The 7,242-nt window shown below is 72.5% G+C and carries 6 protein-coding genes; 2 read left to right on the top strand and 4 right to left on the bottom strand.

Annotated features, from left to right (window positions below; translation table 11 throughout):
* Positions 1-43: 43 nt before the first annotated feature.
* From AB0O91_RS40975 to AB0O91_RS40965, 3 genes are all read right to left on the bottom strand, one after another.
* Positions 44-1,210 carry an agmatine deiminase family protein gene (locus AB0O91_RS40975; protein ID WP_363444608.1) on the bottom strand — a complete coding sequence of 389 codons (1,167 nt, stop codon included), beginning with the start codon at positions 1,208-1,210 and terminating at the stop codon, positions 44-46.
* Between the two features lie 50 nt (positions 1,211-1,260).
* On the bottom strand, positions 1,261-2,298 hold the full coding sequence (locus AB0O91_RS40970; RefSeq protein ID WP_363444606.1) for an agmatine deiminase family protein: 1,038 nt from the start codon (positions 2,296-2,298) through the stop codon (positions 1,261-1,263).
* Positions 2,299-2,559: 261 nt separating this feature from the next.
* Positions 2,560-3,114: a TetR/AcrR family transcriptional regulator gene (locus AB0O91_RS40965; protein ID WP_363444604.1), complete on the bottom strand. Its 555-nt coding sequence runs from the start codon at positions 3,112-3,114 to the stop codon at positions 2,560-2,562.
* Positions 3,115-3,384: 270 nt separating this feature from the next.
* Between AB0O91_RS40965 and AB0O91_RS40960 the strand changes: the two genes are divergently transcribed.
* On the top strand, positions 3,385-4,071 hold the full coding sequence (locus tag AB0O91_RS40960) for a hypothetical protein (RefSeq protein ID WP_363444602.1): 687 nt from the start codon (positions 3,385-3,387) through the stop codon (positions 4,069-4,071).
* Positions 4,072-4,120: 49 nt separating this feature from the next.
* Here AB0O91_RS40960 and AB0O91_RS40955 read toward each other — a convergent pair whose 3' ends face one another.
* Positions 4,121-5,701, bottom strand: a complete 1,581-nt coding sequence (locus tag AB0O91_RS40955; RefSeq protein WP_363444600.1) for an NAD(P)/FAD-dependent oxidoreductase — start codon at positions 5,699-5,701, stop codon at positions 4,121-4,123.
* A gap of 187 nt (positions 5,702-5,888) precedes the next feature.
* Here AB0O91_RS40955 and AB0O91_RS40950 point away from each other — a divergent pair, with 187 nt between their 5' ends.
* Positions 5,889-6,878, top strand: coding sequence for a phospholipase (locus AB0O91_RS40950; protein ID WP_363444599.1), 990 nt, complete (start codon positions 5,889-5,891; stop codon positions 6,876-6,878).
* The last annotated feature ends 364 nt before the right edge of the window (positions 6,879-7,242 follow it).

Here is a 7,242-nt window from a genome sequence, read left to right as displayed (position 1 = left end):
CCGGGCGCCCGTCCCACAACGGGTGCCCGGGCCGGCCCGTCCGTCAGCCCACGAGCGGGATGTCGTGGGTGGCGCAGTGGATCCCGCCGCCGCCGGCCGCGATGGCGTCGATCCGCACCGGGACGGTCTCCCGCCCCGGGAAGTACTTCCCGAGCACCTGCTGCGCCCGTTCGTCGGCCCGGGCGTCGCCGAACTTCGGTAGGTAGACGCCCTTGGAGCCGATGTAGAAGTTCATGTACGAGGAGACGAAGGCGTCCCCGCGCCCGGTGATCCGGTCCGGGTCGGGCTGCTGGAGCTCGATCACCTGAAGCTTCCGGCCGGTCGCGTCGGTGGCGTTCCGGAGCACACCGCGGGCCTGGTCGGCCGCCCGGGACCAGACGTCGGCCGGGCCGCCGGGGAAGGCCTGGTCCAGCAGGACGACCCCGGGGGCGACGAAGCGGGCCAGGCAGTCCACGTGGGCGTCGGTGATGTCCTTGCCCTTGACGCCCGCCAGCCAGATCACCTTGGTCACGCCGAGCGCCTTCTTCAGCTCCGCCTCGACCTGGTCCCGGCTCATCCCCGGGTTGCGGTTGGCGTTGACCACCGAGCTCTCGGTCACCATCAGGGTGCCCTGGCCGTCGGTCTCGAAGGAGCCGCCCTCGGCGACCAGCCTGGTCCCGATCCGTTCGACGCCGTACTTGGCCAGCACCGTCCGGGCCACCTTGGCGTCGTTGCCGCGCTGCTGCTTGCCGCCCCAGCCGTTGAAGTTGAAGTCGACGCCCTTGACCTTGCCGCCCTCCTCGACGAAGACCGGCAGGGTGTCGCGGGCCCACAGGTCGTCGACGGCGATCGGCACCACCTCGACGGCCGGGCCGCAGGCCTGCTGGGCGGCGTCCTTCTGGTCGGGACGGGCCATCAGCACCACGGGCTCGCGGGCGGCGATCGCCTTGGCCAGACCGGCCACGTCCCGGCGGACCTCCGGGAGCTGCTCGCCCCAGACGTCCTCGGTGGCGGGCCAGGACATCACGGTGCGCAGGTGCCGGTCCCACTCGGCGCCGAAGCGCCGGGCACCGGGGGTGGCACCGGGCTGCCCGGTCGGCGGGACGGCGTCGTCGCTCCCGTCGACACCGGCGGGGTCGCAGGCGGTCAGGCCGAGGGTGAGGGCGCCGACTCCGGCGCCGACCCCGGCGATGGCGCGGATCATGCGGCGGCGGGACAGGGCATCGGTCATGCGGGGTGCTCCGGTCTGTGGGCGGTGCGGCGGACGTGGGGGCGTAGCGGCTACGGCAGCGGCTCGTGCATGGTCGAGCAGTGGATGCCGCCGCCCCCGGCCATCAGCCGGTCGACGTCGAGCTGCACCACCTCGCGGCCGGGGAAGGCCGCGGCGAGCGTCTCCCGGGCGGCGGCGTCCTTGTAGGCGTCGCCGAACTGGGCGGTGATGACGCCGCCGTTGACGAGGTGGAAGTTCAGGTAGGAGTCGACGAACTTGGAGCTGCGCGAGCGGACGGTGTCCGGGCCGTGCACCACGACGACGTGCAGGCGGCGGCCCCGGGCGTCGGCCGAGGCGGACAGGATCGCGAACTGCTCGCGGGCGTCCCGCGCCCACTCGTCGTTGCGGTCGGCCGGCGGCAGCTGCACCATCACCACGCCGGGCCGGACGAACCGGGAGGTGACGTCCACGTGGTCGTCGGTGATGTCCTGGCCCTTGATGCCGGGCAGCCAGATCATCTTGTCCGCGCCGTACGCCTCCAGGACGGACTCCTCGATCTCGTCCCGGCTCATGCCGCGGTTGCGGTTCTTGTTGACCAGGCTGCTCTCGGTGGCCATCACCGTGCCGTCGCCGTCGGTCTCGATCGCGCCGCCCTCGCCGACGAAGTCCGCGAAGGTGTGGCGCAGGCCCCGGCGGGCGGCGATCCGCTCGGCGACCCGGGCGTCGTCGTAGTGGACCTGCTTGTTGCCCCAACCGTTGAAGTTGAGCACCACGGCGTCCAGGCCGCCGTAGCCGTCCCGGCGGAACACCGGCGCGGTGTCGCGCATCCACAGGTCGTCGGTCGGGATGGCGGTGATCACCTCGACCGCGGGGCCGCACCGGTCACGGGCCTTGTCCGCCGTCCAGTCGTCGGGAGCGCACATGACCACCGGCTCGAACTCGGCGACGGTGCGGGCGATCAGGGCGATGTCCTCCTGGACGCCGCCCAGGCGCAGCCCCCACACGCCCCGGCGGGAGGGCCAGGACATCCAGGTCCGCGCGTGCGGGACGTCGTCCGCGGGAACCCACGGGTCGTGCTCGGCGGAGCGGGCGTCGTGGTAGCCGGTCATGAGGGTCTCCAGTTCGTGCGACGGTGCCGGGGGAGGGGGGATGCGGGGCCGCCAGGACCACTCTTCGCGCCGCAACGCACCGGCGCACCACGGGAACGGGCCGGCGGCAGCACCCCGCCCTGCGGCCTCAGGCTTGCACTGACTGAAAAATCAGTCAAACTCGGCGGCGCGCCATGACGCCACCGGTGGGACGTCCGTACGGAGCGTGACGACAAGGCCGGACGGCGGGCCTTCCGGGGGCGGGACCGCCGGAGCCCCCGCTCAGCCGCCGAGCCGGGACACCTCGGCGTCGACCGCGTCCAGCATCAGCGTGCGGGCATGGGCCAGCGGCAGGCTGCCGCTCAGCCACCGGGTGCTCAGCCCCTCCAGCAGCGCGGTCAGCCGCTCGGCCGCACCGGCCAGCGCGACCGCCGAGGACATCGGCCGCACCAGGCCGAGCAGTTCGGCGACCTCCTGGACCCAGACCCGGGTGGCCCGCGCCAGGTCCTCGCGCAGCGTCTCGTCGAACACCGCGCTCGCCCGCAGCTCACCCCACGCGGTGCTGTTCTCCCGCACCTCGACGGTGTCCTGGAGCTCCAGCAGCAGGGTCTGCTCCAACTCCTCGCGGGCCGTCAGCGGCGGCGCGTCCGCGGCGCGCTCGGTCGTGTACCGCTCGGCCCGGTCGTTGATGAACTCCAGGGTCTGCCGGAGGATCCCGGTGCGGTCCTTGAAGTGGTAGTAGATCAGCGCGGTGGACACCCCCGCCTCGGCGGCGAGCTCCTCCACCCGCAGCCCGCGCACACCGCGCCGCGCGATCACCCGCGCGGCTGCTTCCATGATCGACGTTTTACGACTGGCCACGGTGCACCACCTTACCCGCGGGCCGGGGCGTGATCGCCCGGTGTGCTGAAAGTCCCGTCAGCAGGGGCGACCGGGGTTCCGGGGAGCCGGATGACGGCTTTCGGACAAGGTGGAGTCCGGAGGCGGAATTCCTGGATCCTCCGCTGAACTTTCACGTGATCATCACCTAGGGTGACTCCCGTTCCGCACCGTCCCCAACAGCACTGGAGTGCACCGGACATGATGCTGCGTCGGATATGGAAGCGCGTGACGGACCGGGTCGCCGGTCGGGGGGCCAGGGCCGCCGCGGCGTCGGTCGCCCTGGTCATGGCCGTCGCCCTGGGCGGCACGGTCTCGGGGATGTCGGCGGCGGAGGCCGGGACGACGGGCTGGGGCTTCCCGGGCAAGTGGAGCTGCTCCGGGCAGCCCGTCGCGGCCGGGAACGTCATCACCGACCACGACAGCGCCGGCTGCAACGGCTCCGGCTCCTGGTACCAGCAGTCGGCCAAGGACGGCATCTGGACCTGTTCCGGCTCCCCGGTGGTGGCCGGCTACGTGATCACCGACCACCTGACCACCGGCTGCCGGGGCATCGGCTCCTGGCGCCACAACCTCGTCCACGACGGCATCTGGACCTGCTCCGGTTCGCCCGTCGTGCCCGGCTACGTCATCAGCAACCACCTCCGGGCCGGCTGCGGCGGCATCGGCAGCTGGCAGCACAACCTCCCGCACGACGGGATCTGGACCTGTTCCGGCTCCCCGGTCGTGGCCGGCTACGTGATCACCGGGCACACCGTGTCCGGCTGCGACGGCGCCGGGGCCTGGCGTCACAACACCGCGCGGGTGGGCCTGTGGACCTGCCCCGGTTCGCCCGTCCCGCCCGGTTTCCGGTCCACCCTCTACAACGCCGGCGCCTGCGACGGCCTCGGCGGCTGGGTGCTCGCCCGCGCGTGAGGCCGGGCTGCTGACTCCGCCGAGGCCCTGACCGGCCCGGCTCCGGCGCTCACCGCTCCGGGTCGGTCAGGACGGCCTGCGCCGCGTTGTGTCCCGGGATGCCGCTGACGCCGCCGCCCCGGACCGCGCCGGCCCCGCACAGCAGCACGTTCGGGTGGGCGGTGGCCACGCCCCAGCGGGCGGCCGCGCCCACCGGCTCCTCGTCGGCGAAGGGGAAGGCGAGGTCCCGGTGGAAGATGTGACCGCCGGGCAGCCCCAACTCCCGCTCCAGCTGCGGCGGGGTCCTGGCCTCGATGCAGGGCCGCCCGTCGGCGTCGACCGCGAGGCAGTCCGCGATCGGCTCGGCCAGCACCGCGTCCAGCTGCGCCAGGCTCGCGGCCAGGGCGCGTTGCTCCGCGGCCGGGTCGCCGAACAGCCGGGCGGGCATGTGCAGTCCGAACAGGGTGAGGGTGTGCAGCCCCTGCCGGGCGGCGTCCGGCCCCAGGATCGACGGGTCCGTGAGGGTGTGGCAGTAGATCTCGGACGGCGCCGCCGAGGGCAGCCGGCCGGCCAGTGCCTCGGCGTACGCCGTCTCCAGCTGCCGGTAGCCCTCGGCGATGTGGAAGGTCCCGGCGAAGGCCTCGCGCGGGTCGGCGGCGGAGTCCCGCAGCCGCGGCAGGCGGCGCAGCACCATGTTGACCTTCAGCTGCGAGCCCTCCGGGGCCGGCTCCCGCGGCTCCTCGCCCAGCAGCCGGGCCAGGACCGCCGGCGCGGCGTTCACCAGCACCCGGCGGCCGGCCACCGTCGTCCCGCCGTCCCGGTGCCGGTACGACACCTCGGCGTCGCCCCGCCCGTCGGTGGCGACGGCGGTGACCTCGCAGCCGGTCCGGATCTCGGCCCCGGCCGCGCGGGCGGCCTCGGCGAGGGCGTCCGTCACCGCGCCCATCCCGCCCACCGGGACGTCCCAGTCGCCGGTTCCGTTGCCGATGACGTGGTACAGGAAGCAGCGGTTCTGCCGGAGTTCCGGGTCGTGGGCGTGGGTGAAGGTGCCGATCAGCGCGTCCGTCAGGACCACGCCGCGCACCAGGTCGTCGGTGAAGCGGCGTTCGAGCTCCTCGCCCAGCGGGCGTTCGAACAGGGCCGTCCAGGCGCCCTCGTCGTCGATCCGGCGACGGAGTTCGGCGCGGGTGGGCAGCGGTTCGGTGAGGGTGGGGAAGACCCGGCGGGCGACCTCCCCGGTCGTCCCGTAGAAGTCCTGCCAGGCCTGCCACTCCCGGTCGCCGCCGGTCAGCGTCCGGAAGTTGTCCCGGGTGCGGGCGGGGTCGGCCGCGTCCACCAGCAGCCCGGTGGGCTTACCGTCGCGCACGACGGGGGTGTAGGAGGAGACCCGGCGGCGGCGCAGCTCCAGCCGCAGCCCGAGGTCCCGGACCAGCTTCCGGGGCAGCAGGCTGACCAGGTAGGAGTAGCGCGACAGCCGGGCGTCCACGCCGGGGAACACCTGGGCGGACACGGCGGCGCCGCCGATCCGGGGGAGCCGTTCGAGGAGCAGCACCCGCCGGCCGGCCCGCGCGAGGTAGGCGGCCGCCACCAGGCCGTTGTGCCCGCCGCCGACGATCACGACGTCGTACCGGGAACGCTGGATCGTGGTCACGTGGTCACGCTACGGCACCGGGGCGGAGTGCGGAACAGGTGCGCGGGAGCGGCTCGGGGCAACCGTCGACGTCCGTCAAAACTCCGTATTCGTATCGCGTTCGGCCCCCATTCACCGTTTGCCGACGTACAGTTGGCACACATCGGCATGTCCACCTCAGGACATCGGACAAGAAGGAGTGCCTTTCTTGACCACTCACCTCAGGAACGGTGCACGCGCGCGGATGCTCCCGGTGCTGGCCACCGCGCTGTGCGGGATCGTCGGCGGCACCGCCCTCGGGACCACCCCGGCGGCCGCGGCCGACCAGCGCCACGCCATCTACGCCATCGCCCACCGGGTCGACACCCTGAACGGGGTGGACGCCGCCCTCAAGCACGGCGCCAACGGCATCGAGATCGACGTCTGCGCCTGGTGGAACCCCAACGAGTGGCGTGCGTACCACGACTGTTCCTCGGCCGGCGACAACCGCCTCGGCCCCAGCTTCGACAGCATGATCGACCGCATCCTCTCCAACGCCAACGCGGGTCGGCGGCTGTCGCTGGTCTGGCTGGACATCAAGGACCCCAACTACTGCGGCGAGGCGCCCAACCGCGCCTGCAGCGTCGCCGGGCTCCACGACAAGGCCCAGCGGCTGACCGCTGCCGGCATCCAGGTGATCTACGGCTTCTACGAGTACCACCCCGGCAACACCCCGGACGTCGGCGGCCGAGGCTGGAAGAGCCTGGAGGGCAAGCTCGGCAGGCTGGAGGGCATGACCACCACCGGATCGCGGGACAAGGTCGTCGGGGCCTTCAACAGCTCCGGCGGAGGCATCCCGGTCGGCCACCGGGCGATGGACTACGGCGACACCGACATCACCAACGGCTTCGGCAACTGCACCGAGGCGACCTGGAACACCTGCGCCGAGCTGAAGAAGGGGGCGGCGGACCGGGCCTCGGGCCAACTCGCGGCCACGCTCTCCTGGACGACCACCTACAACGACCCCTGGTACGTCGACAAGCTGCTGGGCGACGCCAGGGTGGACGGCATCATCGCGGGGTACGGCGCCTTCACCGGCGTCCGTGAGTACGACGACAGCTGGCAGTGCGCCAACGCCATCAACCTGGTCAAGGACTGGGTGAACCACCACAGCGGCACCCACCGGATGGCCAACAGCGGCGACCGCCTCTTCCGGTAGCCACGCGGGGTACTGAGCAGGTGACAGCCCGGCCCGGACCGTCCTCGCACGGCTCCGGGCCGGGCATTTGTCTCGACGGCCGGGGAGGGGTACTGTCTCCCAGTCGCCAGAGCGACCACCCCACTCAGCAGGACCCACTCCCGCACTTCGGCGCCCATTCGGTTGGGTTCTTCGGCGTTGCCGTCGACGAGATGCGGGCGTGAATTTCGAGTAACACTCGGAATGCGCTAACGTGGTGGTCGTCGCGAAAAGCGGCCCCGGCCAGTTCGGGAAAATCGGATGAATGAAACTCCGGAAAACGGAGCGGAAAACATCTGGTAAGCTGGAAACACGAAAGAACGAAGCGCCCGGAGGGCCCGCTGGA

Origin of the sequence: Kitasatospora sp. NPDC089797, assembly GCF_040684795.1 — a bacterium.
GTDB lineage: Bacteria > Actinomycetota > Actinomycetes > Streptomycetales > Streptomycetaceae > Kitasatospora.
This window is presented reverse-complemented; position numbering and strand designations above follow the sequence as displayed.

What these genes read in the sequence shown, in the direction of transcription:
- AB0O91_RS40970 (WP_363444606.1), bottom strand. Translation starts at nt 2,298, where the DNA reads ATGACCGGCTACCACGACGCCCGCTCCGCCGAGCACGACCCGTGGGTT.
- AB0O91_RS40965 (WP_363444604.1), bottom strand. Translation starts at nt 3,114, where the DNA reads ATGGAAGCAGCCGCGCGGGTGATCGCGCGGCGCGGTGTGCGCGGGCTG.
- AB0O91_RS40975 (WP_363444608.1), bottom strand. Translation starts at nt 1,210, where the DNA reads ATGACCGATGCCCTGTCCCGCCGCCGCATGATCCGCGCCATCGCCGGG.